General features: G+C 36.0%; 33 protein-coding genes and 2 pseudogenes. 18 read left to right on the forward strand and 17 right to left on the reverse strand.

What is annotated here, in order from left to right; genetic code table 11:
• Nucleotides 1-446: 446 nt before the first annotated feature.
• Together ACRYLU_RS11265 and ACRYLU_RS11270 are read right to left on the reverse strand one after the other, a co-directional pair.
• A pseudogene (locus tag ACRYLU_RS11265) lies at nt 447-998 on the reverse strand (hypothetical protein).
• A gap of 11 nt (nt 999-1,009) precedes the next feature.
• Entirely contained in the window at nt 1,010-1,393 is a 384-nt protein-coding gene (locus ACRYLU_RS11270) for a helix-turn-helix domain-containing protein (protein WP_445081002.1), read from the reverse strand.
• Nucleotides 1,394-1,674: 281 nt separating this feature from the next.
• Here ACRYLU_RS11270 and ACRYLU_RS11275 point away from each other — a divergent pair, with 281 nt between their 5' ends.
• The gene (locus ACRYLU_RS11275) at nt 1,675-1,881 is read left to right on the forward strand and encodes an XRE family transcriptional regulator (RefSeq protein ID WP_445081003.1); all 207 of its coding nucleotides are present in this window, start codon (nt 1,675-1,677) and stop codon (nt 1,879-1,881) included.
• A gap of 398 nt (nt 1,882-2,279) precedes the next feature.
• Here ACRYLU_RS11275 and ACRYLU_RS11280 read toward each other — a convergent pair whose 3' ends face one another.
• Nucleotides 2,280-2,975: a DUF4145 domain-containing protein gene (locus tag ACRYLU_RS11280; RefSeq protein ID WP_445081004.1), complete on the reverse strand. Its 696-nt coding sequence runs from the start codon at nt 2,973-2,975 to the stop codon at nt 2,280-2,282.
• Between the two features lie 78 nt (nt 2,976-3,053).
• Between ACRYLU_RS11280 and ACRYLU_RS11285 the strand changes: the two genes are divergently transcribed.
• The 16 genes from ACRYLU_RS11285 to ACRYLU_RS11360 all read left to right on the forward strand — a co-directional run bounded on the left by ACRYLU_RS11285 (nt 3,054) and on the right by ACRYLU_RS11360 (nt 11,662).
• Nucleotides 3,054-3,239: a helix-turn-helix domain-containing protein gene (locus ACRYLU_RS11285; RefSeq protein ID WP_063282780.1), complete on the forward strand. Its 186-nt coding sequence runs from the start codon at nt 3,054-3,056 to the stop codon at nt 3,237-3,239.
• A 113-nt stretch (nt 3,240-3,352) separates the two neighbouring features.
• Entirely contained in the window at nt 3,353-3,547 is a 195-nt protein-coding gene (locus tag ACRYLU_RS11290; protein ID WP_046780971.1) for a DUF1655 domain-containing protein, read from the forward strand.
• 4 nt (nt 3,548-3,551) lie between these two features.
• A complete protein-coding gene (locus ACRYLU_RS11295; protein WP_445081005.1) occupies nt 3,552-3,977 on the forward strand; it encodes a hypothetical protein in 426 nt (141 codons plus the stop codon).
• An 11-nt stretch (nt 3,978-3,988) separates the two neighbouring features.
• On the forward strand, nt 3,989-4,267 hold the full coding sequence (locus tag ACRYLU_RS11300; RefSeq protein WP_195928045.1) for a hypothetical protein: 279 nt from the start codon (nt 3,989-3,991) through the stop codon (nt 4,265-4,267).
• Nucleotides 4,268-4,301: 34 nt separating this feature from the next.
• The gene (locus ACRYLU_RS11305) at nt 4,302-4,541 is read left to right on the forward strand and encodes a hypothetical protein (protein WP_311867080.1); all 240 of its coding nucleotides are present in this window, start codon (nt 4,302-4,304) and stop codon (nt 4,539-4,541) included.
• Entirely contained in the window at nt 4,538-4,792 is a 255-nt protein-coding gene (locus ACRYLU_RS11310) for a hypothetical protein (protein WP_311867078.1), read from the forward strand. The genes ACRYLU_RS11305 and ACRYLU_RS11310 overlap by 4 nt, the downstream gene beginning before the upstream one ends.
• Nucleotides 4,789-5,100, forward strand: a complete 312-nt coding sequence (locus ACRYLU_RS11315; protein WP_311867076.1) for a hypothetical protein — start codon at nt 4,789-4,791, stop codon at nt 5,098-5,100. Before ACRYLU_RS11310 ends, ACRYLU_RS11315 begins: the two co-directional genes overlap by 4 nt.
• Complete coding sequence (locus ACRYLU_RS11320) at nt 5,097-5,423, forward strand: hypothetical protein (RefSeq protein ID WP_081200176.1); 327 nt, start codon at nt 5,097-5,099, stop codon at nt 5,421-5,423. The genes ACRYLU_RS11315 and ACRYLU_RS11320 overlap by 4 nt, the downstream gene beginning before the upstream one ends.
• A 117-nt stretch (nt 5,424-5,540) precedes the next feature.
• Complete coding sequence (locus ACRYLU_RS11325; RefSeq protein ID WP_445081006.1) at nt 5,541-6,335, forward strand: bifunctional DNA primase/polymerase; 795 nt, start codon at nt 5,541-5,543, stop codon at nt 6,333-6,335.
• Between the two features lie 10 nt (nt 6,336-6,345).
• Nucleotides 6,346-7,980 carry a DNA primase family protein gene (locus ACRYLU_RS11330; RefSeq protein ID WP_311867071.1) on the forward strand — a complete coding sequence of 545 codons (1,635 nt, stop codon included), beginning with the start codon at nt 6,346-6,348 and terminating at the stop codon, nt 7,978-7,980.
• A 135-nt stretch (nt 7,981-8,115) separates the two neighbouring features.
• The gene (locus ACRYLU_RS11335; RefSeq protein ID WP_445081007.1) at nt 8,116-8,250 is read left to right on the forward strand and encodes a hypothetical protein; all 135 of its coding nucleotides are present in this window, start codon (nt 8,116-8,118) and stop codon (nt 8,248-8,250) included.
• Between the two features lie 232 nt (nt 8,251-8,482).
• Entirely contained in the window at nt 8,483-9,064 is a 582-nt protein-coding gene (locus ACRYLU_RS11340) for a hypothetical protein (protein WP_445081008.1), read from the forward strand.
• Nucleotides 9,065-9,105: 41 nt separating this feature from the next.
• Entirely contained in the window at nt 9,106-9,426 is a 321-nt protein-coding gene (locus tag ACRYLU_RS11345; RefSeq protein ID WP_143459262.1) for a hypothetical protein, read from the forward strand.
• A 123-nt stretch (nt 9,427-9,549) separates the two neighbouring features.
• Nucleotides 9,550-9,816, forward strand: coding sequence for a hypothetical protein (locus tag ACRYLU_RS11350; protein WP_133278216.1), 267 nt, complete (start codon nt 9,550-9,552; stop codon nt 9,814-9,816).
• Nucleotides 9,817-10,300: 484 nt separating this feature from the next.
• Nucleotides 10,301-11,020, forward strand: coding sequence for a hypothetical protein (locus ACRYLU_RS11355; protein ID WP_445081009.1), 720 nt, complete (start codon nt 10,301-10,303; stop codon nt 11,018-11,020).
• Between the two features lie 441 nt (nt 11,021-11,461).
• Nucleotides 11,462-11,662, forward strand: coding sequence for a hypothetical protein (locus ACRYLU_RS11360; protein ID WP_003131983.1), 201 nt, complete (start codon nt 11,462-11,464; stop codon nt 11,660-11,662).
• A 59-nt stretch (nt 11,663-11,721) separates the two neighbouring features.
• Here the strand turns inward: ACRYLU_RS11360 and glnA are convergent, their stop codons facing one another.
• From glnA to ACRYLU_RS11385, 5 genes are all read right to left on the reverse strand, one after another.
• Nucleotides 11,722-13,062 (reverse strand): type I glutamate--ammonia ligase, encoded by a 1,341-nt coding sequence (gene glnA, locus ACRYLU_RS11365; protein ID WP_003131984.1) that lies wholly within the window; start codon nt 13,060-13,062, stop codon nt 11,722-11,724.
• Between the two features lie 61 nt (nt 13,063-13,123).
• A complete protein-coding gene (locus ACRYLU_RS11370; RefSeq protein ID WP_003131985.1) occupies nt 13,124-13,489 on the reverse strand; it encodes a MerR family transcriptional regulator in 366 nt (121 codons plus the stop codon).
• 100 nt (nt 13,490-13,589) lie between these two features.
• Nucleotides 13,590-14,027: a low molecular weight protein-tyrosine-phosphatase gene (locus ACRYLU_RS11375; RefSeq protein ID WP_015427213.1), complete on the reverse strand. Its 438-nt coding sequence runs from the start codon at nt 14,025-14,027 to the stop codon at nt 13,590-13,592.
• Between the two features lie 156 nt (nt 14,028-14,183).
• Nucleotides 14,184-14,336, reverse strand: a complete 153-nt coding sequence (locus ACRYLU_RS11380) for a hypothetical protein (protein ID WP_394530238.1) — start codon at nt 14,334-14,336, stop codon at nt 14,184-14,186.
• A 291-nt stretch (nt 14,337-14,627) separates the two neighbouring features.
• A complete protein-coding gene (locus tag ACRYLU_RS11385; protein ID WP_229049639.1) occupies nt 14,628-14,795 on the reverse strand; it encodes a hypothetical protein in 168 nt (55 codons plus the stop codon).
• A 281-nt stretch (nt 14,796-15,076) separates the two neighbouring features.
• On the opposite strand from ACRYLU_RS11385, the pseudogene ACRYLU_RS11390 reads away from it, so the two are divergent.
• Nucleotides 15,077-15,379: pseudogene (locus tag ACRYLU_RS11390) on the forward strand (integrase core domain-containing protein); the annotation flags it as partial.
• 28 nt (nt 15,380-15,407) lie between these two features.
• On the opposite strand, the gene ACRYLU_RS11395 reads toward ACRYLU_RS11390, so the two are convergent.
• The 9 genes from ACRYLU_RS11395 to mutS form a co-directional block, all read right to left on the reverse strand.
• Nucleotides 15,408-15,581 (reverse strand): class IIb bacteriocin, lactobin A/cerein 7B family, encoded by a 174-nt coding sequence (locus ACRYLU_RS11395; protein WP_445081010.1) that lies wholly within the window; start codon nt 15,579-15,581, stop codon nt 15,408-15,410.
• Between the two features lie 111 nt (nt 15,582-15,692).
• On the reverse strand, nt 15,693-16,013 hold the full coding sequence (locus ACRYLU_RS11400) for a hypothetical protein (RefSeq protein ID WP_445081011.1): 321 nt from the start codon (nt 16,011-16,013) through the stop codon (nt 15,693-15,695).
• Between the two features lie 50 nt (nt 16,014-16,063).
• On the reverse strand, nt 16,064-16,309 hold the full coding sequence (locus ACRYLU_RS11405) for a ComC/BlpC family leader-containing pheromone/bacteriocin (protein ID WP_445081012.1): 246 nt from the start codon (nt 16,307-16,309) through the stop codon (nt 16,064-16,066).
• Between the two features lie 185 nt (nt 16,310-16,494).
• Nucleotides 16,495-17,379, reverse strand: coding sequence for an XRE/MutR family transcriptional regulator (locus tag ACRYLU_RS11410; protein ID WP_445081013.1), 885 nt, complete (start codon nt 17,377-17,379; stop codon nt 16,495-16,497).
• Nucleotides 17,380-17,515: 136 nt separating this feature from the next.
• On the reverse strand, nt 17,516-18,517 hold the full coding sequence (gene ruvB, locus ACRYLU_RS11415) for a Holliday junction branch migration DNA helicase RuvB (protein WP_003131994.1): 1,002 nt from the start codon (nt 18,515-18,517) through the stop codon (nt 17,516-17,518).
• Nucleotides 18,518-18,643: 126 nt separating this feature from the next.
• Nucleotides 18,644-19,237 carry a Holliday junction branch migration protein RuvA gene (gene ruvA / locus ACRYLU_RS11420; protein WP_445081014.1) on the reverse strand — a complete coding sequence of 198 codons (594 nt, stop codon included), beginning with the start codon at nt 19,235-19,237 and terminating at the stop codon, nt 18,644-18,646.
• Between the two features lie 111 nt (nt 19,238-19,348).
• Nucleotides 19,349-21,319: a DNA mismatch repair endonuclease MutL gene (gene mutL, locus ACRYLU_RS11425; protein WP_445081015.1), complete on the reverse strand. Its 1,971-nt coding sequence runs from the start codon at nt 21,317-21,319 to the stop codon at nt 19,349-19,351.
• Nucleotides 21,320-21,447: 128 nt separating this feature from the next.
• Entirely contained in the window at nt 21,448-22,143 is a 696-nt protein-coding gene (locus ACRYLU_RS11430; protein ID WP_038602492.1) for a hypothetical protein, read from the reverse strand.
• Between the two features lie 114 nt (nt 22,144-22,257).
• Entirely contained in the window at nt 22,258-24,780 is a 2,523-nt protein-coding gene (gene mutS / locus ACRYLU_RS11435) for a DNA mismatch repair protein MutS (protein ID WP_015427219.1), read from the reverse strand.
• Between the last annotated feature and the right edge of the window lie 55 nt (nt 24,781-24,835).

Genomic DNA, 24,835 nt, shown 5'->3' on the forward strand with positions numbered 1-24,835 from the left:
GAACTGCTTTTAGAATTATTAAGATAAAATTAAACACATTACTCATACTGAACTCCTCTTTTATTTTAAATTTTTTGCATTCCTAAAATTTAGGACTTGTTATATAGTTTTGAACCTTAGCATTTCTAAGCATTGGTTTATCTCATAAGATGACAAAAATTAACAAATATAGCTTTTTTATACTGTTTTTGTCTGTCATCTTTTGCGTTACCAGTACTAAATAATATTAAAGGTTTAATCTTATAGCGAGTTGCTATAACCTTTAGAACGTGGGCAGTTTCCCATTGGTTACTTATTGAACCTTTAGAGATATGTTAAGAAATGTTGAGATTCACAGCTATATACTGAAAAAAATAATTTCAAAAATAGCAAGGATTATAAACATTATTGATAAGATAATAGCCATTATTCCTATATCTATTTTTTTCATAACCCACCATCCTTTTTTAACCCACCAACTCAAACCAGCACAGCTCATACAGCAACGCACACGCCTCGTCATAAGCGTTGTGATGATAGCCGTAGAAGTCTAAGAAGTTGTATATATTTAATGTGTCGCGTGTGATGATATCGAAACGGCTGATGTAATCAATGGCACACTCACGAAAGCTCTTTTTGCTCATATCACAGCACATTGATGTTATCAGTCGTTTAGTGGCTTCATAGTGGCAACCAGTTATCTGACAGAATCGTGTTATATCGTTAAAGCTTCCGCCATACTATATAAACAAGTCCCAAAGCATGAGAATCGCTTCTTTGTTAGCTCTTTTTTCTGCAGGGCTTAACGTATCACATTCGCCTAGCCGTCTATCATCTTTATAATATGCGTGCATGTACTCGTGAGCGTGGTCAAAGGGTGTTGCGAGTTCTGTATATGCTCCAAAGCCCAGTTCTAAAGAAATAAAAGCTTTTTGATTATCTAACTCCCCCAACCGATAAACAACGCCTAATTTTTCTATTTCACATATCAGTAGACTATTTAACTCCTGTTTGTCCATAGTCTACCGCCTTATTTATTATTATCTAAGTCTTTAGCTTTTTGTGTAATATTGTCCCACTTATCAGAGAACAACAATTTGATAGCCATTTTGTCTTTTTCAGTCAAAGGACGACCACCAGAAGACAGCAAACGAGACCATACAGCGTCATCGTCAGAGTTTGCGACCTCCGCCAAGTCTATCGGCTCATTGATCGGCTTAGCTTCATCACCCCCCAGCAGATAGTCGACCGATACATTGAAATAGTCGGCAACAGATTTAACTGTTTTGACACTTGGGTTTGTTTTTCCCCAGCGACGAATTGTTCCGTTTGCTATTCCTAACTTTTCTTCGACTTGCCTAATAGACACCTTTTTTTGTTTAGCGAGTTCTTTTATTTTTTCGTACAAATCCATTTGTATCAACCTTTCAGAATGGTACAAGAAAAAAATAAATAGTTTATATGTACAAATTGTTGACAAATGTGTACAGTTAATCTATAATAGTCTTGTAAGATAAAAAGTAAGCAAAAAGCCCTTATAAACAAATTCGATAAGCTACCCAGCCATTGATATTAGTTTATCAAGTGATTTTTTCTATACACTCATTGTAGTTTATATGTACTTTTTTGTCAAGTGAAAAAGCATAAATGTACTTACAAACTACCTTACACACAAAACGAAAGGAATACTCGTAAATGATTGATACAACGCAAAACATGGACGAACAGCGTTTAAAAATTAAACAGTTTTTGTCAGCTAAAGGCTGGACACAACAAACACTAGTTAGATTAACAGTATACCCTAAGCAAGATGTTTCGGCTATCCTTTTAGGAAAGCGAAAAGGCACACCATACGTTAACAAGTTTATAACTGCTGTCTGTGAAGCTTACAAGATTAAATAGCCTATGACAAGATTAGACACCGCAATAACAAACAGCAAGCAGTCGAAACCGTACTATCACAAAATCATTCTTGATTTACTCGTACAGCTTACGACGAGCGGTAAATATCACAGTCTTAGAGCTTTAAACAGTCAGGCGACAAATTACCGCAGAACAAAAAGAAACGCTCAGGCGCTATACTGACAGCATTATCTTACTGTTAGAGCTAGGCATGGCGTTTCATGAGATTAAACAATTTTTAGTAAATTAAAAAGCCCGATTGGGCTAGGAAGGGCATTTATAATGAAAGAAGAATTAGAATTGTATAAAGCTTTAGTACAAACTCAAGCGATTGCACTTGAAAAACAAGCGGCAGTCATTGCATTTCAAGATAAAAAAATTATCAGTCTTACTAAAAATTAACTTTCTAAAAGTTCTTGAGCTTGGTCTACCATCTCATCGGCAGATATGAACAGTGCTACAGCATTTATGAAATTCTTTAAATCATTAATATCGTAGTCTTCATGTTTACGAGTATAGTGTGTTTCATCATTTCCAATCCAAGCAGAAGCTTTTGAGAGTTTTTGAATTTTAGGAAATTCATTAAAATATGTGCTTATAACATTACCTAACATATTGTTCTCAATAAACTCAATATCTTCTGGTGATGAATTTCTTAGAATCGCAAAATCTTTTACTAAAAATTCAAGAGCCTTTCTATAAGCCATACCAGCGGTATTTAATTTTTGGAGCTTTTCTATTTCAAATGCCTCTTCATATATCTCGAAGAACTTAGGAGAAATATTTTGTAGGTTTTCTGGCAAATGATACCCGAGCAAGGCAGAATAAGGAAGTTCAATTTGTCTTAAATCAGAGTAATTTCTTACATCACACGGTTCGAATTGACATGCAAAAAATTTTCCGCAATCTTCATTTGAGCATGAAAATAGAACACCAATTTTTTGACTACCACTATCATACTTATCGTTTGAATAGGCATAATAAAAATTTGGTTTCATTGTCATTGAACAATGAGGACAAGAAGTTGGAAAGTTTATTTCTTTTTCTAAACTTCTACCATTCATTTTATAAAAAACATCTATTTTTTCTCGCATGAATTATTACTCCGTTTTTCCTTAAAGATAAAACCATTATACACCCAGTTTACTACCAATACAAGAAAGGCTATAAAAATGTGGGATAAAATCAAAAAAGAATTAGACAAACAAGGCATAACCGAGTACCGACTTGCCAAAATGACAGGCATAAGCCCCCAGCAGTTACACCAAATTAAAAAACGCAATACAAAAAATCCTAAATGGCTCACAGTCGTTAAGATTGCGGAGGCATTAGGAGTGAGCTTAGATGAATTTAAATAAGCGTAAAAAAAAGCCGAACATCTCCCCAGATAAACGACTTTAAACTATAAGTAAGGCAAGCCTTGTAGAGCTTTTCTTACTCTAATTATAACAAATTGGAGAATAAAAACAAAATGAATAATACAACAAACAAAGAAACTTATATCCTTGATGATTCAATCGCCTTTGAACTCATGGACTTATTAAAAGCCAAAGCACGCCACTTTATCCAACTTAATGAGTACGTATACCGGTTGTTTGACGGTCAATCAGTAGTGACTTTCACAACTTTAGAAAACGATATTCAAGTAGAAATGGTTAAGGGGTAATAAAATGGCAACAATAGACGAGCAGTTGAACGTACGCACAGAAATCGAACAAGCAGTCGCAAAGCAATGCGATTATACAGAATTTAATCCATTGTTTGAGAATTTATTTTTCTCTCTTAACTGGCTTGAAGAACGTGACGGTTTGAAATTAGAAAAATACGACATCTACCAAGCGCTAATGACAGCTTACAGCGTAGGATTTAATCGTGGTAAAAAAGCTCACAAACCTACAAAATGGCTTGAAAAAGAAACCGAAGAATTTGGAAATTATTGGCAACTTTATAACACTGTGAAAAATCAGGCTATAAAAGATATATCAGGAGGAAGCGTTGCAAGACAATGCCGTGAATTTAATGCTTTAGTCACTCGTAGAATGTACGAAGCAGGAATGGCAGAAGAAAAGAAAAACTGGACTTCTTGGGATAAGTAAGGAGGAACTCCATGAATGACGACACTCTAACAAACCTTGTGGCGCATGGCTTAGTTGATTCTGTGATTACTGACTTTAACCAGTATGCAAATAAATTATTAGAACTAAAGCGAGACCGCAAGTTACCTTATATTTCTAGGCAAGAAGTTATAAAAGAAATGGATATATCAGACGGCACACTTGATAATTGGGAAAAGCACGGATTGAATCGCTACAAACCACGATACAAAACTTCACTTATTTACTATTTAATCGATGATATATGCAAATTCATCATCATAGATACTTAGCAACTTGTCAGGCAAGGCAAAGAGGATTGAGAAAATGACAAATATTATTAGAGCTTGCCCCTATGTGGCTGGTATTGATAGCTTAGGCATGCGAAGTTTAAAAACCTATCATGCAGAACTTATAGACAAGCAGATTGAAAAGATAGACCCATTGAACGCAAACACAGGAACAGTTGATTATAGCTTTAAAGTTCGTAAATATAAGCACGGTGTCCGCTTTGAGGGCGAAAAAGAGGGCGGAGAAATCAGCTTATTTGATGAGGTAGCGAGATGATAGAACACCACCAAGGCTACACGGCTATAAAACGGTACGGACGGAATAGTTTTAGACCGATAGGCAAACACCCATTTAAGATGATTCACAATGCACGAGCGATTAAATATGACTTAATACAGCAGTTCGAAGCAAGTACAGGCATAATCTTACCCAGCGGAGTAAAAAGCAACTTATGCACGCAAGTAAGCCCAGTTTTAGGCAAACAACTGGCTGTGACGAAATTACAAATAAAGGAAAATAAAAAATGACATTAAAAAATTTAAGTGACGACGAGCAAAAAGAACTTTCTGAATTTATGGAGAGTGGCGCAGCATATCAAATGCTGAAAGCTCAATCGGATACTGAAATAAAAACTATTACAATTGAAGCCTTGTATAAAGGCGACGACTTACTGGCAGTTACACCGCAATTTGATGACATTTCAAATCTTGAAGCAGTCAGTATCTTACTTAATGTATTAGTAGCTGACGCAAGACAAATTACAGAAATAGAGGACTTTATCAAGACTATTATTTCTATGTGGGGGACTTATGACGAAGCGGAGGGGAAATCATGAAATTAAGAGAACTACAAAAGCTTGACCAAAATATTATTAAAATGCTGGCAGACCATAAGGGGATTGATAGAGCAATCAGAGGCGAAGTATTGGCTCAATCCTTGAATATTGATTTGAGAACCCTACAAAGTCGTATTTCTAGCTTACAAAAGAAACGTTGTGCCATTGGTACGATTGACGGATTAGGCTATTTTATCCCAACTGATGAAGCTGAACGCACGGCAGGAATCACTAAAAAAGAAGAAATGGGCTTTTCGATTCATGATGCTGTTTCAGGCTACAGGCGTGCAGATTTGGAATGGCTTGATAAGATGATTGATTAGGAGGGCTGACATAGTGAATTGTTATTTATGCGGTAAACCTCTTAAAGAAAATGAAGTCATTCCCTATCAAGAACGCCAAATTTGTGATGAATGCGAGTATCGATTGGAGGTTGACGATTGACACCAAAAGAACAAGCCCTAAACTGTATTAATCGCGGTTTTTCTGTTATCGCTGGTTTTCCTCCAGGCAAAAGTGAGAGGGCTGTTATCCGCGGGACTTCAAGCGGAACACTTGATGAAATTACAGTGAGTGAATGGTTTGATGAAATACCGAACCGCAACATTATGATTAATCTTAGAAATAGCGGTTTGATTTGTATTGACTTAGACCAGCACCAAAACGGACAGAATGGCAGAGCTGTATTCAGTCGATTGTGGAATGAAAACAGCGAGGGCGAAATATTAAGTACCTATGTTGAAAAGACACCCACAGGCAACGGCTTGCATGTTTTCTTTAAAGTTCCGAAAGAGATATTCAATAAATCTCTTGTCAGTGAACTAGCGGACGGCGTAGAGATAAAAACACACTTCACACCCATATATCCGAGCAAACGGACAGACGGCGATTATATGCCTTTGAATGATACAGAAACTGACGAGCCTTTAACTTTCGATAGTCTTTGCGATTGTCCTGACTGGTTACTTGAAATGATACAGCGACCACAAAAAAGACAGAACACAACGCTAGGCAGTCGAACTTATGGCGCTGAAATGTGGGAATTATTCAACCAAGGCGCAAGAAAAGGGAATCGAAACAATGACACGAACCGTATTCTCCACTACTGGCGAAAGATTGGCATTGATAACAATAGTTGCATGGACTTATTGCGAACTTTTAACAACCGAACCAGTCCGCCCTTACCTGATGACGAGCTGGCGACCATTTGGAAAAGTGTATTCAAGATGAGATAGAAAGGAACTCATGACAGACCAACTAGAAAAACTTGTGGCAGAAACACCACAGGAAAATGTAAGAAGTCCCAAACCTAAAATAGAGGACTTCACAGATTATGGCGAAGACGGCAAAAAAGTCGTTAATATTTCAGGTTATCAAGACAGTTTGACAGACTGGCTAGAACAAGAAAAAGAAATCATCAATAGCCCTGATTATGTCAAAGCAAACACTCAAACGCTTAGAGCGGTTAGAAAACTATTCTTTGAACACCGTAACTTATTTTTAAGCACACCTAAAGAGGACGGCAAGCCACCGAAATCATTAACTCCTTTAGAGACAGCAAGAATCATTTATAAAACGCTCAAAGTCATCAAACTAGACCACCAAAGCGGACTGTTAGGCGTTTATAATCCTGAACTAGGAATATACGAAACGAATGAGAATTTCTTTCATCGGCTCATTTATTGGCTAGAGCCGTCTTATAGTCAAGCACGTTCTAAAGAGGTTCTCTTTAAACTTGAAACTCTATCAGAAGTAAAACAGCAGACGGCAGAGCCTCATCTTATCCCAGTTGCGAACGGTATTTTCAATAAGAAAACACAGCAATTAGAGCCGTTTAGTCCTAAGTATGTCTTTACTTCAACGATTGCGACCAAGTACAACGCCAATGCCAAAGCACCTAATATTAACGGTTGGAACGTAGATGACTGGCTCAATGATTTAATGAGTGGAGATAAAGAACTCGTTAGCCTTTTATGGCAGATTATTTCCGCAAGCACCAACGGCAACTACTCCTATCGCAAAGGCGTTTGGCTTGTCGGTAAAGGAAATGACGGCAAAGGGACTTTTCAGAGCCTTATCATGAATCTTATCGGACGTGAGAACGTCGCAAGTGTCAAAGCTGAACAGTTTTCTGAACGCTTTTCTCTTTCCCAAGTCGTTGGGAAGACATGTATTATCGGAGATGACAGCCAAGTCAGCTACTTAGATAATGCAGGAAATTACTTTTCTGTAGTTACTGGCGACCCAGTACCGATTGAAGCCAAAGGAAAACAACCGACACTAGCCGTCTTTAATAAATTAGTCATTCAGTCCACTAACTTTTTACCAAAGTTTAGAAATAAGTCAAATGGAACTTATAGGCGTTTGCTTATTGTTTCCTTTAACAAGTCTTTCACATCAGATAATGACAACTGGAAAATCAAAGATGATTATATTAAACGCAAAGACGTTTTAGAGTATGTCCTTAAAATCGCTTTATCGCTTAACTTTGAGAAGTTTGACGAACCAAAAGCCACACAAGGACTATTAGATGACTTCAAAATCAGCAATGACAATGTATTGGCTTTTGTAAATGATATGTTTGAGGAGTTCGTCAGTGATTTTCTACCGACCGCCTTTATAAGCGCCTTATATCGCGCATGGTGTGAAGATGAGGGTGTAAAGCCATTTACTAAGCGAGAGTTTGAGCTTAAATTACCTGACCACATTAAAAAGGAATGGGAGAAGACAAGTAAAAGACCACATACCGCAGGTTTTAATCGAGCCATCGATTTACACCGAGCAGAACAATACGAACTTTTTAGACGGCTCTTTCATTGGGATGAAGACAAGCATAAAAGCATGACAAAAGGGTATCTACGTAAGAAAAAGCGAAAATGATACTGTACTTCGGTATCATGTTACCGATAGCGGTAACAACTTTAACCGCACGGTTAAGCCGTTTACGGAGAGTTGTTACCGTGTTACCGTACTTTTCCTACTTCGCTAGGAATTATATAGAAAAAGGAAAATATTATGAATGATAAAGAAATTGAAGAACTTGGAAAAGTTCTTGATGAAGCAGAAAAGCAAGGGTTGACAGACAAAGAAATCACGTCAGCTTTAGTTGCCGGTGCTATATTAGGCGGATTTGAGGTAGTAACTAAATAATGTAACTGTAGTTCGGTAACACGTTACTGTTAGAAGTAACAGCTTTAGCCCTATGGTTAAGCCGTTTATAGGTGTCTGTTACTCTGTTACCGCAAAAACACCTACTCGTTAGAAATTTATCAGAGGAAATAAAAACACGAGAAAAGCACGCTGTCCGACAAATTGAATTGTTGACAAATGTTGGCATAAAAAATACTACAAATTACTACATAGAAAAATCGGAGAAAATCAAATGAACCAAAATACAAAAACAATCTTATCTAACCTTTTTACACTAACCAGTGAACTTTCAGAACCTACTTCTAACCTTATTCATATTGAGGGAGCGAACGAAACACCAGCTACTCAAAAAGACTTAGCGAAAGGATTGCATGAGAACCTCATCAACCTTACTGAAGTTTTGGGCTTATCTGTGGACGAACTGACAGCACCGCAAGAGTATGAACCACAGGAAACAGTAAAATCAATCATTGAGGAAATGCAACAACTGACCTTTGCACCTCATGAAATCTCAGGCAATGACGTGCAAGTATTTTCAAACTTACTGACTGATAATGTCGAGCGTTTGATTAAGGCGTTAGGATTGAATGAAATGAGCCTATCAGCAGAGAGCGAGAATAAACCGCATGAATTGGCACTCAAAGCACAGGTACAAGACTTATACTCACTTAACGATTCAATGATTACTGCAGACCCTAACCATATTCCAAGATATACAGACGGAACGATTATTAGATTATCTGATTTAGTCGATATGAATGTACAAGCCTTAGGCAATATCGCGGAACTCATCGGATTTGAATTAGAAGATTAAATAAAAAAGGCTGTCAATAAAACAGCCATAGGGAGAATAAGATGTTAAATTTTAAACCACATTCTAACATTCAGCGATTGAGATTAGAGAATCAAAAGAAGCTAGATAAAATAGATAAGACAATTAATCAATCTAATCACACAAAGCGTCAGGGATTCAATGTCTTGTTTGGAGGAGGGATTCCAGTCAGGCATAACCGCTTGTCAAAGTCTGATTGGGTGAGTATCAAACAGACATTAAATCATGCTGCTCAATTACATCTAGAAGCTAAGCATTGCAATACAGTTGAACGTGAGGAATATATCCAGAAAGACATTGCAAAAGATTTAGATAAGATACTTAGAAATCTAGGGTTGTCATAGTACTCCTTTCGATATATCTATTATATCACGGAGGAAGCAATGTATATCAAGAAACCAAAGGCGAACTACTTGGGATTAAGTCATGAGCAATGGTTAAAGCTCAGGGACATCTTAGCTATCATCATGAGACATAAGCCACAGCCTTATCAATCCAATCTGATTATGTCAGCTCTTAATAGGATTGAAGATAAAGCACAACGAAGTATCTTTGAGTGCTACTACTTTAAACGTGAGGGGATTGTTTCTATTGCTAAGAGTAGAGGGCTAACGGAGCGAGTGGTCGGTCAGCTACTCATACGAGCCGTACAAGCATTCATTGAACAGTACGACGATGGACACTTACTCTTAATGTTTAAAGATTCCGAACTAGAAAACGAAGAAACAGAATAAATCTTATCTTTTCTGTCAAATATACCCCCGGGTCTAAAATAATTGGGTCTATTTCCGAATTTGCCACAGACCGGTTGGGGTCTTTTAACCAAAAATAAAGCTATTTTTTGATAGGGGGGGGTGAGAACTGAAAACAAAATATTAAACGAAACGCACTGTTAAGCCATTTGCTCTTGTTTCATTGAAAACATTGCCGAAAACGCTGAAAACAGCCATTATCTGAATTAACTCAAGGCTTAGAGAGGGTTTAAGAGAACTAGAAAAATATAGGGAAAAAGCCTTTTAAAACAGCCGAAACTGAGAACGGTGCTGAGAATGCTGAGAACACCCTAAAACCCTAAAAAGCGATTGAGGAGATTTTGTAATTCTAAAAAATATAAGGGAAAAACCGCCCTAAAATGGTCAATAATGTTAAAATAACTGTTAAAAAACAGCTAAATGTTAACAAACTGAGAACAATTATTTAAAAATGAGGAGAACTAAAATGTTAGAAAACACACAAAAAATTTATCAATTAATTATAGAGACAGAAAAGAAATTTAACGATGAAAAGACGAAGCTGGTCAAAAGACGAGAAACGCTTCAGAAGAAAATTGATAGCAAGGTTCCTTTTTCAAGTGCAGCCAAAAAACGTGAAGCAAGATATGAAATCGAGGAAATTGATAGTTCACTCGAGGAGCTAGAACGCGATAAAAAACAAGCCGTTCTTGATTTAGAGGTATTGCCTCAGTTGAAAAAAGCTCATGATGAAGATAGTAAGACATGGGAAAGCTCAAATAATAAAAAGATCGATGAGCTTTTAAATGACCTCGATTCTAAAATTATTCCTCTCATGAATGCTGCAGTGAAAGAAATCAGTGAATACAGAAGTTCAGAACGTGAGCTTAGTAGCAACTTAGAAAATAAATTGAAAGAATATGATTTAGAACTTTTACCCTTACAATCTTATAAAGAAGCTCATGGAGAGCGGCATGTATCTGAAAGACTAAAAGGCATTCTTCGTGCTGTTCACAAAGATTTTGACCCGAGACTCATCGCAATGCGAGAAGTGCAAAAATATAACGCTGAGATGAATCAGTATCGTGAAGAATATCGTCAAAAGGAAATTGAAGAGACGGGAGCTTATCATGATGATGGGGGTGGTCTTATCATTCTAGAAGAAACTAAATATAGAGCATGGCTTCGTAAAGAATATGGAGAATAGACGAAAGAAAAATGATATAATAGGAGTGTACTTTTTAAATAAAAAAACCGCTGAGACAACTCTTGGCGGTTTTACTATAGCGTTATTTCATCCTTTCATATATAAAAAAACGACTTAAACATATTTCAAAAATTAAGAATCGCTCAACCACGGGAATCTCAAAATATTTTTTTACGTTCGTTTAAAAAAGTCAGCAAAATAAAAAGCCATATATCGTTGATATACAGCCCCTTGCCTGACAAAAATTTGTTCATTTTTTTAACGCTTTTTACTACGTTCGTGTTTTTTTACGCTTTTTACTACGTTTAAAAACATGTATATTGTGGTCTAATGGGTCATTTTTTATTGCATAATTGCATAAAATGCGTATAATACCCTCTATTTGGTTCTAATGGGTTGTCGTGGTATACTAAAACTATAACAAAGAAAGGACTTTTTATTATGAAATTTAAATTTAAAGGAATCAATTATTACGAGGACTCAGAAAACAATTATGTCGGTGCTACAAACACTTGCTCAATCGTCAAAGAATTCGCTGATTTCCAAGCAGCTATTGACTATGTTGCTGAACACAAAGGATTCTTGATTGCCGAAGACGGAAAAACTGCCTTCAACGTTTTGACAATTACTGAAAACAACTAAAATATTTAAATGGTCCAAAAAAATCACTGACAGGCTTTGTCAGTGATTTTTTATATCAATTAATAAAGTTCTAAATAGTTATCAATTTCCCATTGCGATACGAATTGTGCATAGCTTGCCCATTCAATGCGTTTCGCTTCAACAAAGTTAACCAAAACGTGTTCTCCAAGCGCTTCAGTCACAATTGTATCTTCACGCAATGCTTTAACGGCATTGTGCAAAGTAGATGGCAAATCTGTAATACCATGTGCTTTACGTTCTTCTTCTGTCATTACGTAAATATTTGATTCGATTGCTTCTGGCGCTTCCAATTTATGTTCAACACCGTCAAGACCAGCTGCCAATAGAACAGCCAATGCAAGATATGGATTTGCTGTTGGGTCAACCGCACGAAGTTCAACACGAGTTGACAAACCACGTGAAGCAGGTACGCGAATCAAAGGTGATCTGTTACGTCCAGCCCAAGCGACATAAACGGGTGCTTCATAACCAGGAACCAAACGTTTATATGAGTTAACAGTTGGGTTTGTAATTGCTGTAAAGTTATATGCATGTTTCAAAAGTCCAGCAATAAAGCTATGTGCAACATCTGAAAGCCCCATATCTCCTGTTGGATCAGCAAAGGCATTGGCACCATCTTCTGTAAATAAAGACATGTTACAATGCATCCCAGAACCGTTGATTCCGTGAACTGGTTTTGCCATAAACGTAGCATGTAAACCATGTTTACGCGCAATTGTTTTAACAACAAGTTTAAAGATTTGAATATTATCACAAGCTTTCAAAGCGTTGGCATATTTAAAGTCAATTTCATGTTGACCGATTGCTACTTCGTGGTGAGAAGCTTCAACTTCAAAACCAAGGTCTGTCAATACATTTACGATTTCACGTCTTGTGTTTCCAGCAAGGTCAGTTGGTGCAAGGTCAAAATAACCACCTTTATCATTCACTTCAAGTGTTGGTTCATCATTTTCATTAAGTTTGAAAAGGAAGAACTCTGGTTCAGGTCCAAGGTTAAAGCTCTTGAAGCCTAATTTTTCCATTGATTTAAGATTACGTTTCAAGACACCACGTGGGTCCCCCGCGAAAGGTTCACCTTCTGGAGTGTAAACATCACAAATTACACCTGCCACTTTACCATACTCATCTCCCCAAGGAAAAACAATCCAAGTGTCAAGGTCTGGATAAAGATACATGTCTGATTCATTGATACGAACGAATCCTTCGATTGATGAACCGTCAAACATCATTTTGTTTTCAAACAATTTGTCCAATTGTTCATCTGTAGCTGGAACTTCAACATTTTTAAGTGTTCCAAGAATGTCTGTAAACATCAAACGTAAGAATTTAATATCCTTTTCTTTGACGTCGCGACGAATGTCTGCTGCTGTGATTGTCATGCTTTACTCTCCTAGTTAAATTTTCGCTGTAAACTTAGTTGACAAATAAAGTAAACTAAACTTACATCCGCGGTTGGGTAAAATGAGTGGGATCAGGAGTTCCGAATCTACCTTGTTGGGCAAATTCGCGTTCAAGTGCATGGTGGACTTCTCCGATAGATAAAGTTTGAGCCTTCTTAGCATCCCTTTTGGCATAAATTTCTTTGATATCTGCAATATTATTACCTTCTTGCAATAAGTCAGCAATATCAAATAGAGCATCTATGTCATTGAGCGAATACATGCGACGATTACCATCACTTCGCTCCGGGAAAATAAGCTCTTGCTCTTCGTAATAACGAATCTGCCTTGCGCTTAGGTCAGTGAGTTTCATGACAGTTCCTATTGGAAGTACTGCCATAGAGCGTCTTAATTCACGTTCTTTCACCAAATCTCGCCTCCATGCCTTTCATTATAGACCTTGTTATTAGCAAAGTCAAGTTTTAATGTGAGATTTTCTCACATCGGTTTATTTTATTTGAAATATTTTATACAATTTCATCCAATAATCTTTGACAACCCGTCTTAACAAGTTGATAAGTTTCTTGGAAATCGCCCGTGAACCATGGATCTGGAACACCTTGTTCTAAAAGCATCGCGATTTTTTGACGCGTTCCTTCTGGTGCCATTTTTCTAAGATTTTCTAAATTGGATTCATCCATTGCGATAATTTTATCAAATTCATAAAAATCTTCACTACTGATTTTTTGACTTCCCTTGTGAAGGTCAAAAGCAATCTTTTGTTCTTTTAGTTTTGTTTGAGTTCCAGAATGAATTGGATTTCCATGCTCCCAAGAAGAAGTTGCTCGACTTTCAATCAAAAACTTTGATTCATTCCCTGCCTTTTCAACTAAATCTTTCATGACAAATTCTGCCATTGGGCTACGACAAATATTTCCTAAACAGACAAAAACAATCTTTTCCATGACTTCCTTACTTTATATCATTTATAAATTAACTAATTTTGAGCATTTATTCTATTATACCCTATTTCACAAGATATTACTGACAGAATTCTAAAATGAAAAAGTCTGCCAAAATTTGACAAACTTTTTTACTGACAGACGAACTAATCTTTCTGCTTAATTTTTTTCTTTTTTTTCCTTCAATTTTTTATAAATTTTATTGTTATCTACCAAAACTTTACTTTCATTATTTTTAAAAGAATTTTGGAGTTGTTCAACCTCCCGAAAAATATCACTTTTAGGCTGAGGGGCAGGTGTAATTACTGACATAAGTTCTCCTTATCTTTCATTCGATTTATCTCTTAATCGGAAACAAATACTAATAGTGGCAGGAATTCGTCAGTCATATTTCATCAACATTTTTTTGTTCTTTCAAAAATCTTTGTTGATTATTAACAGTGAGACGAAAACCGGAAGCAAAGCAAATACCGCAAGTGATATCAATAACAAGCGAAACACTGTCGAGTTTATTTTTTCTTCCTTATTTTTACTTTTGAAAACAATTATTAGAAAATATATAAACCAAATAATGTAGTATTCTTTCACATCAATTCCCTTTCACTAAAAAAATACATCCATATAACCAATTTCTTTTTCCGCTTCATCAAAATTTGTCACCAAACTCAGTCCTTTTTCGGACAATAGATAAGTTTGGTCACAGAAATGTTCAATTTCCTTGAGATTGTGTGAGGTTAATAAAACAATTTTTTCTTGAGCGATTTTTTTCACTTCTTCATAACCTAGGGATTTTTTGAAACATCAAGTCCGCTGAAAAGTTCATCAATGATTAAAATATCGCAGTCGATAACGATAAGTTAAGACTATCAATAAAAATCATCAAAAGTTTATTATTAGACGTTTTGGAATGTACTTTCTGGAATTATTCAAACTTTTGCGATCAGAAACGAATATCCAAGCATGCATTACTACGCCTAAAGAAATACTATTGGAAATATTTCAATTATTTAAAGTGGTCCTAACTATTTTCATAAAGTTCATCCGAGTTATAGTATTCTGACCAAGGCTCTCAATTCAAAGCGAAAGCCTTTAGAAAAGTACTCGATAAAAATAATATTCTCGCCTCTTATTCTAAGCCTAGATATCCCTATGACAATTCTGTCACGGAGGTATTTTTTAAGTACCTAAAATTAAGAGAAATTAATCGCAAAAAATTTAATACTGTTCATGAGGTTCAATTGTCTTGTTTTGAATATATTGAGCATTTTTACAATAATTACAACCCACATTCTGCCAATCAGGAACTAACACCTAATCAAAAAGAAGAAATCTATTTTAAAAAGCAGCCAATTTAGTGTCCAAATATTTGATATTTGTCCAATTTTAACCAAAATCAATTTCATAGACACTATCATTATTAATCGTTACAGACCCAGAATGTCCATTGAGCCATTTCAACACATCGTTCATACTTTCCATAACTCCGCCGTTGATATCTTGTAATTCTTCATCCGTAAGCTCTACAAATACTAGAGCATTCATTTTTTCATCAGTCATGATAGACCACCTTTCTGTTTTTGATTTTGTGCTTTAATGATATAGCACTGTTTTAGTCTTTGTATCTATTAATTTATTTGGATATAAAAGCACTCAAAGAACATTAAAAATTCAAAAATAATATTTTTTTAAAAATTTTTCTTTAGATACAACTTTACGATTAGTGATATCTAAATAATCTCCAATATTTCCCATTACATAAACATTGTTCCCTGCCAATCCACCAGCTAAACTTCCAGCAATAGAGCCCATAATTCCTAGCTTTAAAGTACTTTTAGCAGAGGGCTTGATACCATTCAGTAGAATTTTTAATCTATCATCATACCAACAAAGATAATTTTCTTTAAAGGCATCCTTTACCCAATCTGGTTGTACATTCATCCTACTTATTTCCCAGACATCCACAGGCTGACCGTTGTAAATTGCTTTCATGATTATACCTCCTGTTAAATTAGAGAACTTCGATTTTAACGTATTTTTTGTTAATCGTTTAGTGTCCCCCCACTACCATATGGATTATGGTTATAAGCTTGAAATACTGTCACACCGTTTAATTGATTGACTACTTGTTGTGCAGTTTGACCATAATTTACTCCAATTCCTCCTAGCAGTCCTTCTAAAGCAGATGACCAACCACCTGCACCATTTATTTCCATTAATTCTTCATCAGTCAGTTCTTTATACTGTTCCATAAACATTGCATCAAGATTTACGTTTTTCTTAGACATAATAATCAACTTTTCTATTTTTATGATGTCACTAGCAACTTTAAAACTTTACTGACATTTTTATATCATCTTCTTGGCTGCGCTCAGTAGCTTGCGAATTTGTCCATTGGTTTTTCCTCGTTTGTTTTTATTTTTGTCTCCTTAACTTTATTGTAGCACCGATTTCGAAAGCACAAAAAAAAGATTCAAATTGAATCTTTTCCTAGAATATCACTTAACCATTGAGGAAAATTATAGTTTTTCACATATTTATCATAGAGTTTTTGGTAGGTTTTTGCTAAATTTATACTTCCTTCCCAATCAAAAATTTCGATGACCTTTTTCATGCTTTCAATTCCCAGAAGTCGTTCTTCGCCTTGACCATAAAAAATACAATAATAACCTTTAGTAAAGCGATAAATCAATCTAGAATATGCGTCTTTTTCATGACAATATGCTTTGACCAGAGCCAGACATTCTTGCGCTTCCTTTTCTTTCCCTTCTTGGATACAAGTCACTGCTCCGCGACAGGCGATTTGACAAATAATTTTGCGATAACGTGTACGATTGGCTAACCTTTGATGATGATGGCTCAAATCTTGAATAATTGCTTTTATCATTTCTGACGAAAATTGCTCAATGGTATCTGATAAAATGAGAAGTTCATAAAAACTAAATATTTCAATTCCTAAAATAAAAGAACTTAACTCCACCACTTCGCTTTCTGTCAACTTTTCTAAGCGTGCTTTGGCACAAAGAGCAATCAAATGTTCGCCAATTTGCTCACATTGCCAGGTAATGTCTTTTAGTTCTTCAATATTATTATTCGTTGCCGCTTGGTCGATTTTACTAAATATTTCTTCGTAAAAACTATGTTTAAAATTATTGAGATAATAATCATATTCAGAAAGTTCCAAGTGAAGAAATTCAAGCAAAGCATCAATTTGATCAAGATTTAAATAACCTTCTCCACTAAAAAAACGAGAGAGACTACTTTTAGGAATTCCTGTTTTTTTGATAATTTCTTTTTTCGTGATTTCTTTAGCTTCACAGAGTTCTTGAAGTTTTAAACCATAGTATTGATTAACCATTTGTCTTGTCTCTCCAGTCGTAACTTTATGGTCATATTATATACTTTTTTCATTATTGTTACAATGGCAGGAATTTATGTAATATAAAAAAGCCCGTCAAGCTTTGACAAACTTTTTTACTGACAGATACTAACTGTCAATCTTCCTCATTATAAACGTAACCTAGGTGTTCATAGGCTCTTTGAGTCACCTTACGTCCCTGTTTGGTTCTCATCAAAAATCCTTTTTGAATCAAATAAGGTTCATACATATCCTCGACCGTTTCACGGTCTTCGGCAATATTTACCGCCAAAGTTCCAATCCCAACAGGACCACCGTGGTACATTTCAATCATTGTGCGGAGAATTTTTTGGTCAATATAGTCCAAACCAGCGGCATCAACATCAAGAATAGACAAGGCCTTATCGGTAATTGCTTTATCCACTCGGCCATCCCCCATTATTTGAGCAAAATCACGCACTCGTTTAAGTAAACGATTGGCAATCCGCGGAGTCCCTCGACTACGTAAAGCAATCTCTAAAGCGGCATTATCAATAACTTCGACTTCAAAAATATCAGCTGTTCTTTTAACAATTTCTTCCAAATCACGCTCTTGATAATACTCCATATGACTTGAAATCCCAAAACGGGCACGCAATGGATTAGAAAGCATTCCAGCTCTCGTTGTTGCCCCAACTAGAGTAAATGGCGGCAAATCTAAATGAACCGAGCGTGAACCATCACCAGAACCAAGCATAATATCAATGTAGAAATCTTCCATAGCGCTATAAAGAACTTCTTCAACTTGCATTGGCATCCGATGAATTTCATCAATAAATAGCACATCGCCAGGTTCCAATTCATTCAAAATCGCAACTAAATCTCCTGGCTTTTCAATGGCAGGGCCCGCTGTTTGTTTAATATTAACTCCCAACTCATTGGCAATGACAAATGCCATTGTTGTCTTACCAAGTCCCGGAGGACCAAAAAGTAATACGTGATCCAAAACTTCTTCACGCATTTTTGCTGCTTTAATAAAGATTTCTAATTGTTCTTTGACTTTATCTTGACCAATATATTGATTAAAAAATTGCGGACGTAGAGATTTTTCAATACCGTAATCTTCTTCCATTGGCTCTTTGTTTAATATATCGTTCATCTTATCTTATAATTCTCCTTTTAGAGATGATTTTTGATGACTTATGAGAAGCTGTCAGTAAATTTTACTGACAGAAAGACTTGCATGATTGTTTTTGATGTCTGTCAGTTCTTTCTTCAAACTTTTTTATTTCATCATAAGTTTTAAGGCTGATTTGATATATTCTTCGCTGGTCAGACCTGTTTCTTGAGCTAATTTTTTCTCAATTTTCTTCAATTCTGTTGCTTTATAACCCAAAGCTTGCAGCGCTTCAATTGCTTCTTCCAAAGCAAGATTGCCAGCAGGTCCAGCATCAAGAAGAGAAATACCTACAGTTCCTGTCGCATCAAATTTCCCAGCCAAATCAAGCACCATCTGCATGGCTGTTTTTTTACCAACTCCTGGGAATTTAGTTAAATACTTGATATCACTATTGTCAATAGCAGTGATTAAACCTTCGTTATCAGCCGCCGCAATGATGGCCAGAGCTGATTTTGGCCCAATCCCAGAAACGCTGATCAGACGTAAGAATAAAGCTTTTTCGGCCTCGTTAACAAAACCATAGAGACTGTGGGTATCTTCACGAATGACTTGATGAACATAAATTTTTACTTCTGTGTTCATCAAAGCCGACCAAGCGTAAGGGTTAGCTACACTGATAAGATAGCCAATTCCTGCTACATCAATTACAATATTTGTTGGGGAAATTTTTACTAATTTTCCATTAAGATATTCAAACATTTTTTTACTTTTCTAATTTTTTTGATTGACAAACTCCCTTATTCAAGTCTGTCAGTAGTTTTTATCTATTTTTTACTGACCAACTTCATCATTAATCTGTTTAGTCACTTTTTACTCAAAATCTTTCCACGAAGCTGCTTTTGAACGATGCGTTTCTTGGATTCTCCGGAACATTTTTTGAATGTCATCCCCTGAAAAATGAACAATCGTTGGCCGTCCATGCGCACAACTATAAGGATTTTTACAAGTTGCTAATTCTGCGAGTAAAGCTCTAGCTGACTCGGCATCAAGGGGATGATTAGCTTTAATTGAACTTTTACAAGCAACCATTGCAGCTAAATCATGACGATATTTTTTGAGTGAAAATTCTTTTGATGAGAGAATAATATCAATCATTTCATTAATTGATTTCTCTATCTCGGTTTCTTTTAACCAGATTGGATGTTCTCTTAAAATGAATTGATTTTCTCCGTATTCTTCTAAGAAAACACCGGCTTCATGTAACAAATCTTTCTTCTCGGCTAAAACAATAAAATCATTTTTGGCTAAAGTGAACAAATATGGTGCAAGTAAAATTTGTTGCTCCATACTGACCTCACCAATTTTATCTTTCCAATACTCATATTTGATTCGCTCTTGAGCCGCATGTTGGTCAACCAAATAAAGTCCTTCTTTGGACTGACAAAGTAAATAAGTCGCATGCAATTGTGCCAAGTATTCAAGCTGCGGAAAAGTTGATGACTGACTTATCTTTACTTCATTATCAAAATCAATTTCAAAGTTGCTGACAGTATTTTCTAGACTGTTGTCAGTAATTTCAATTGTACTTTCAACAGTTCTGTCAGTCATTTTTTCACTGACAGCATCAGTATTGAGCTGATTTTCTGTAAAATTATCAAAAGTTTGTTCAGTCGAATCATTTGAAGCTTGATTTTTATTGATTTTAAAAGTTGCCTCTTCTCTGACATAAAAATCTTGGCGAATATTATCATAATATAAAGGATTATTTTGCAAAGGAAGTTCCGTTTGAACAGAAAGAATTTCCTTTTCTTTAGCTCTTCCTTGCAAATTTTCCAATGCTTCTGGAATCAAAACACCTTCTGATAAAGCCTCATCAATTGCTTTAGAAATTAAAGCCATCAATTCACGCTCTTTAGACAAACGCACCTCTTGTTTTGTCGGATGAACATTAACATCAGCAAGTGTTGGGTCAATTTTAATCGATAAAATAGCAAAAGGGAACCGTCCCACCATCAATCGATTACCATATCCTTCTAAAATTGCCCGATTCAATAAAAAGTTTTTGATAAATCGACCATTTATTAAAATCGTAATATAATTACGATTAGCCCTTGTCAGCTCTGGTAAGCTGACATAACCTGTTAGTTCAAAATCTAAGTCTGAGCCCTTGATTTGACGCATTTTTTTCGCTGTCCCTATACCATAAATTGCAGCAATAACCTGACGTAAATCACCATTTCCAGCCGTTTTCAAAAATTCTTTACCCTCATTAACTAAAGTAAAGGAAATCTCTGGATGAGCCAGACTCAATCGGTTGATGATGTCTGTGATATGAGAAAGTTCAGCCTGCAAGGACTTGATATACTTGAGTCTTGCTGGTGTATTATAAAAAAGATTAGCAACAGAAATTTTCGTCCCCACGCGCTTAGCAAGTGGTTCTAAAGTTTCGATATTTCCACCTTTAGCAACTAGTTTTGTTCCTGATTCTTCCTCAGCCGTACTTGTTTCAATGGTCATCTGGCTGACAGAAGCGATTGATGGCAGAGCCTCCCCCCGAAAACCGAGTGTTCTAATCCGAAACAAATCTGCCGAATCCTTGATTTTACTTGTTGCATGACGACGTAAAGCCAAAGCCACATCTTCTTTTTCCAAACCCAAACCATTATCAATGACTTCAATTAATCGCAAACCAGCTTCTTCAACATTGATAATAATTTTACTGCTTCCAGCATCAATTGAGTTTTCGACTAATTCTTTGACAACACTAGCAGGCCGTTCAACCACCTCTCCAGCAGCAATTTGATTGGCGAGCGCTTCATTTAGTTCAATAATTTTTCCCATAATAATCTCGCTCTCTTATTTTTTAAAATTAATTCTAATTATAACACAAAAAGCAAGGGCTCGCTTTTCATTTTTTACTGACAAAAAATGATAGACAAGATGAAAATTGTCTATCATTTTTACATTAATTAGTAGTTTCCAAAATTGTGGTAACCATTATCAAAATCATTATAGCTGTTAAAAGCAAAGACTAATACGAAAATAAGAATCAAAATTGCAATCACAAATAATACAATTCCAATGATGAATGCAACGAAACCTGCTCGATTCCAACCGTCCATGACCTTACGGAACTCTTCCTCATCACGATATTTATTATCTCGATTTTCAAGTGCCCATTTTTCGCCATTAAAACCAAAAACAATCATCCATACAATCCCAAAAATCCAACCTATCCATGGGATTAATCCAATCAAAATCAAGAGTCCCAAATAAGCACGGTTGGCAATCCCAAACCACATTGGAAAAGAGAAAGCTCCCCAGTTCCATTTAGTTCTAATTCCTTCTTGACTTTCTAATGAGGGATTCTGAGGAATATCTGCGTAAGCTGATTGTTCGCTCGTTTTCTCTTCGACTTTTGAATCAAGTGGTTCACTAGCAGCAATTACTGGTTCTGCAATCACTGGTTCACTTACAAAACCTTCTGAAACTTCCGCCTTGGCAACTACTGGCTCATCAAGTACAGGCTCTGAGGCATCCCATTCACTAATACCACTCTTAGTTGTTTCTTCTTGAGAAGCAAGATTCTCAGAATTTAATTCTTCAGTTGGCTCCACTTGAGTCTCAGGAATTTCTTGCCCTTTAAGTTCTTTTTCATTTTCCATGTTTAGCTCCTTTTTATGTTAGCTTCTACTCAATTCATCTTTCAATGAATCTCTTTTTAAGTAATTATAGTCTTTTTTCTTAGCTTATTTACAAAATAAGCCTCGCTACCAAGTTCAAAGTGAATCTTTAAGTTCCCACAAGAAATTCAATGCCTCTCTTGCAGTCATATTATCAACATTTTGCCTTTTTATCTTTTCAATAATTTCTGAAGAATTTTCGGCAAAATCAAATAAACTAAGTTGTTCTTGTTCATCAGCAACTTTTTTAGCAGGCAAAGGTTTATTTTCTAACTTCTGCAAAATCAAATCTGCTCGCTCTAACAAAGGCTGTGGTAAACCTGCAATTTTCGCCACATGAATCCCATAGGATTTATCAGCTGGCCCCTCTGTTATTTTATGCAAAAAAGTCACATTCCCATTTTGTTCCAAAGTAGCAACATGGACATTATCAAGATGATCGAGCGCTTCATCTAAGTCTGTCAATTCATGATAATGCGTAGCAAACAAGGTTTTTGCCCCAATATGGTCATGAACATATTCAATAATTGCTTGAGCTAGAGCCATCCCATCATAAGTTGCCGTTCCTCGCCCTAATTCATCAAAAATAATCAAGCTGCGACTGCTTGCCTTTTGAATGGCATGATTGGCCTCAGACATTTCAACCATAAAGGTCGATTCCCCTGAAATCAAGTTATCACTGGCACCAATCCGTGTAAAGATGGCATCAAAAATTGGTAAATTGGCTGTTTCGGCTGGAACAAAAGATCCAATTTGAGCCATAATCACCGTCAAAGCAAATTGACGCATGTAGGTTGATTTACCTGACATATTCGGTCCTGTGATGAGTTGAATATCTGTTTGTTCAGGCAGTTCAATATCATTTGGCACATATTCTTGAGCACCCATGACCGCTTCAACGACCGCATGACGACCGCCTTTAATTTCAACAATTCTTGAACCGTCTGTAAGCGTCGGACGGATATATCCTTGTTTTTCGGCAACGACAGATAGACTTTGTAAACAGTCAATTTCAGCAATTGTTTTGGCTAGAGCTTGTAGTCTGCCAATATATTGCTCCGTTTCAGTCCGAAGGCCCATGAATAAATCGTATTCTAGAGATGATGATTTTTCACGCGCTTCCAACATAATTTCTTCAATTTCAGTTAATTCCTGAGAACCAAAACGCTCAGAATTTTTCAAAGTTGCCTTCCGATAAAAATGTTCAGGAACACTATTCAATTGACTTTGAGTAATATGAAAATAATAACCATCCTTACGATTATAATCAATTCGCAGTGTGGAAATTCCTGTCTTGGCTTTTTCATCTGCTTCCAATTTTGCAATCCAAGAAGTTCCATTTTCAAGCGCCTCTCGATATTTATCTAATTGAGCATTGTAGCCTTTTTTAATAATGCCCCCTTCAGTAATCGTTCTTGAGGCATTCTCACTAATGGCTGAATTAATTAAACCAGATAATTCAGGAATTTCGTCTAATTGGCTTTTTAACTCTTCTAATGGAGCTTCATTAAGCATTCCCAAAATATTTTTGATAGCAGGAACATTGGATAAAGAATTAGCCAGTTGCAAAAAATCAACCGGAACAGCCTTACCAAAAGAAACACGTGAAGCCAAACGTTCTAAATCATAGACCCCTTTTAAGGCTTCTATCAAATCGGAACGCTCAAAGAAATGGTCTAAGAAAATTTGAACAATTTCCATTCGTTTTTGAATGGCTGAATTTGAAACCAAAGGACGGTCAATCCACGACCGTAACATTCTGGTTCCCATCGCTGTTTTCGTCTCATCAAGCAACCAATAAAGTGTGCCATGTTTTTTATTTTCTCTTTTATTTGCCGTCAGCTCTAAAGATGATTTTGTCGCAAAGTCCATTTGCAAAAAGTCTTTAATTTCATAATGTTCAACTTCTTGTAAGTGACTCAAATCACGCATTTGTGTTTCTTTTACGTAAGCCAACAATTTTGAAGCGACTTGATTTTCTAAGGCGGTCAATCCTGACAAATCTATCAGTAAATTTTCAGGAATTTCAATTTGTTCTGAAATCAAAAGATTCATTTGTCTTTCAAAAACTTTTAACTGACTTTCATCTAAAGTAAAACCAGCTACAATTTCCCGCGCCTTGAGTGAAGCAATTTCTCCTACCACCGCTGAAAATTCGCTGAGCTCTGTCACCTTGAATTCCCCAGTTGATAAGTCCATATAGGAAAGAGCATAATGTTTATCTTTGAAATCAATTGCCACCAAGAAATTATTATCAACCGAATTTGCAGTGTCAATCGTTGTCCCCGGGGTAATCACCTGTGTTACTGCTCGTTTAACAATTCCGACCGCTTTTTTCGGGTCTTCCATTTGTTCAGCAACAGCCACTTTGTAGCCTAAATCAACCAATTTATCAATGTATTCAGCTGCTGCATGGTGAGGAACACCAGCCATTGGAATTGGATTTTCTGAATTTTTATTTCTTGAAGTCAGGGTTAATTCTAATATTTGGGCAGCATTCACTGCATCATCATAGAAAAGCTCATAAAAATCACCCATCCGAAAGAGCAAAAAAGCATCGGGATAATCTTGTTTGATGTCTAAATATTGTTGCATTCCTGGTGAAATTTTTTCAGCCATTTTTTCTTCCTATCCCATCTAAATTTTACTGACGAAATTCTTAGCATATCCGTAA

The organism is Lactococcus sp. KTH0-1S (genome assembly GCF_052544945.1).

Excerpts from the sequence above, each read along its gene's own strand:
- ACRYLU_RS11335 (WP_445081007.1), top strand. The coding sequence starts at position 8,116 with ATGAATGATAAAGAAATTGAAGAACTTGGAAAAGTTCTTGATGAAGCA.
- ACRYLU_RS11395 (WP_445081010.1), bottom strand. The coding sequence starts at position 15,581 with ATGACTGATGAAAAAATGAATGCTCTAGTATTTGTAGAGCTTACGGAT.
- ACRYLU_RS11355 (WP_445081009.1), top strand. The coding sequence starts at position 10,301 with ATGTTAGAAAACACACAAAAAATTTATCAATTAATTATAGAGACAGAA.
- ACRYLU_RS11285 (WP_063282780.1), top strand. The coding sequence starts at position 3,054 with ATGTGGGATAAAATCAAAAAAGAATTAGACAAACAAGGCATAACCGAG.
- ACRYLU_RS11310 (WP_311867078.1), top strand. The coding sequence starts at position 4,538 with ATGATAGAACACCACCAAGGCTACACGGCTATAAAACGGTACGGACGG.
- ruvA (WP_445081014.1), bottom strand. The coding sequence starts at position 19,237 with ATGTTTGAATATCTTAATGGAAAATTAGTAAAAATTTCCCCAACAAAT.
- ruvB (WP_003131994.1), bottom strand. The coding sequence starts at position 18,517 with ATGAACGATATATTAAACAAAGAGCCAATGGAAGAAGATTACGGTATT.
- ACRYLU_RS11350 (WP_133278216.1), top strand. The coding sequence starts at position 9,550 with ATGAGACATAAGCCACAGCCTTATCAATCCAATCTGATTATGTCAGCT.
- ACRYLU_RS11360 (WP_003131983.1), top strand. The coding sequence starts at position 11,462 with ATGAAATTTAAATTTAAAGGAATCAATTATTACGAGGACTCAGAAAAC.
- ACRYLU_RS11340 (WP_445081008.1), top strand. The coding sequence starts at position 8,483 with ATGAACCAAAATACAAAAACAATCTTATCTAACCTTTTTACACTAACC.
- ACRYLU_RS11270 (WP_445081002.1), bottom strand. The coding sequence starts at position 1,393 with ATGGATTTGTACGAAAAAATAAAAGAACTCGCTAAACAAAAAAAGGTG.
- ACRYLU_RS11410 (WP_445081013.1), bottom strand. The coding sequence starts at position 17,379 with ATGGTTAATCAATACTATGGTTTAAAACTTCAAGAACTCTGTGAAGCT.
- ACRYLU_RS11400 (WP_445081011.1), bottom strand. The coding sequence starts at position 16,013 with ATGAAAGCAATTTACAACGGTCAGCCTGTGGATGTCTGGGAAATAAGT.
- ACRYLU_RS11295 (WP_445081005.1), top strand. The coding sequence starts at position 3,552 with ATGGCAACAATAGACGAGCAGTTGAACGTACGCACAGAAATCGAACAA.
- ACRYLU_RS11315 (WP_311867076.1), top strand. The coding sequence starts at position 4,789 with ATGACATTAAAAAATTTAAGTGACGACGAGCAAAAAGAACTTTCTGAA.
- ACRYLU_RS11430 (WP_038602492.1), bottom strand. The coding sequence starts at position 22,143 with ATGGAAAATGAAAAAGAACTTAAAGGGCAAGAAATTCCTGAGACTCAA.
- mutS (WP_015427219.1), bottom strand. The coding sequence starts at position 24,780 with ATGGCTGAAAAAATTTCACCAGGAATGCAACAATATTTAGACATCAAA.
- ACRYLU_RS11345 (WP_143459262.1), top strand. The coding sequence starts at position 9,106 with ATGTTAAATTTTAAACCACATTCTAACATTCAGCGATTGAGATTAGAG.
- ACRYLU_RS11405 (WP_445081012.1), bottom strand. The coding sequence starts at position 16,309 with ATGTCTAAGAAAAACGTAAATCTTGATGCAATGTTTATGGAACAGTAT.
- ACRYLU_RS11290 (WP_046780971.1), top strand. The coding sequence starts at position 3,353 with ATGAATAATACAACAAACAAAGAAACTTATATCCTTGATGATTCAATC.
- ACRYLU_RS11305 (WP_311867080.1), top strand. The coding sequence starts at position 4,302 with ATGACAAATATTATTAGAGCTTGCCCCTATGTGGCTGGTATTGATAGC.
- ACRYLU_RS11275 (WP_445081003.1), top strand. The coding sequence starts at position 1,675 with ATGATTGATACAACGCAAAACATGGACGAACAGCGTTTAAAAATTAAA.
- ACRYLU_RS11380 (WP_394530238.1), bottom strand. The coding sequence starts at position 14,336 with ATGTCAGTAATTACACCTGCCCCTCAGCCTAAAAGTGATATTTTTCGG.
- ACRYLU_RS11320 (WP_081200176.1), top strand. The coding sequence starts at position 5,097 with ATGAAATTAAGAGAACTACAAAAGCTTGACCAAAATATTATTAAAATG.
- ACRYLU_RS11330 (WP_311867071.1), top strand. The coding sequence starts at position 6,346 with ATGACAGACCAACTAGAAAAACTTGTGGCAGAAACACCACAGGAAAAT.
- mutL (WP_445081015.1), bottom strand. The coding sequence starts at position 21,319 with ATGGGAAAAATTATTGAACTAAATGAAGCGCTCGCCAATCAAATTGCT.
- ACRYLU_RS11300 (WP_195928045.1), top strand. The coding sequence starts at position 3,989 with ATGAATGACGACACTCTAACAAACCTTGTGGCGCATGGCTTAGTTGAT.
- ACRYLU_RS11375 (WP_015427213.1), bottom strand. The coding sequence starts at position 14,027 with ATGGAAAAGATTGTTTTTGTCTGTTTAGGAAATATTTGTCGTAGCCCA.
- glnA (WP_003131984.1), bottom strand. The coding sequence starts at position 13,062 with ATGACAATCACAGCAGCAGACATTCGTCGCGACGTCAAAGAAAAGGAT.
- ACRYLU_RS11280 (WP_445081004.1), bottom strand. The coding sequence starts at position 2,975 with ATGCGAGAAAAAATAGATGTTTTTTATAAAATGAATGGTAGAAGTTTA.